Annotated in this window: 1 protein-coding gene; it reads left to right on the top strand. The window is 68.4% G+C overall.

The window, feature by feature from the left end; genetic code table 11:
• Window positions 1-632, top strand: a 632-nt coding sequence (locus Ato02nite_RS50730; protein ID WP_213013933.1) for an AAA family ATPase, incomplete at both ends; no start/stop codon positions are given.

The raw sequence follows: 632 nt of genomic DNA, 5'->3' as shown, positions 1-632 counted from the left end.
ATCCAGCTGCTCTCCGGCTACGAGGGCAAGGAGCCGGTAGCACCGGGCGAACCGGCCGCGCCGCCGACCTCCGCCGTACTCGATCAATTCGGTACGAACCTGACGCAGGCCGCGCGGGACGGCAAGCTCGACCCGGTCATCGGCCGGGAGAAGGAAATCGAGCGGGTCATGCAGGTGCTGTCCCGCCGGATGAAGAACAACCCGGTGCTGACCGGCGAGCCGGGCGTCGGCAAGACCGCCGCGGTGGAGGGACTGGCGCAGGCGATCGTCAAGGGCGAGGTGCCCGAGACGCTCAAGGACAAGCAGCTCTACACGCTGGACATGGGCTCGATGGTGGCCGGCTCCCGCTATCGCGGTGACTTCGAGGAGCGTCTCAAGAAGGTGCTCAAGGAGGTCGCCACCCGCGGCGACATCATCCTGTTCGTCGACGAGGTGCACACCCTGGTCGGTGCGGGCGCGGCCGAGGGCGCGATCGACGCGGCCTCGATCCTCAAGCCGATGCTGGCCCGGGGGGAGCTGCAACTGATCGGGGCGACGACCCTCGACGAGTACCGGAAGTTCATCGAGAAGGACAAGGCGCTGGAACGCCGGCTCCAGCCGATCCAGGTGGCCGAGCCGTCGCTGGCGCACAC

This window comes from Paractinoplanes toevensis (genome assembly GCF_018332695.1).
Lineage (GTDB): Bacteria > Actinomycetota > Actinomycetes > Mycobacteriales > Micromonosporaceae > Actinoplanes > Actinoplanes toevensis.
Note: the sequence above shows the minus strand (reverse complement) of the source record. Positions and strands in the feature narration are given on the sequence as shown.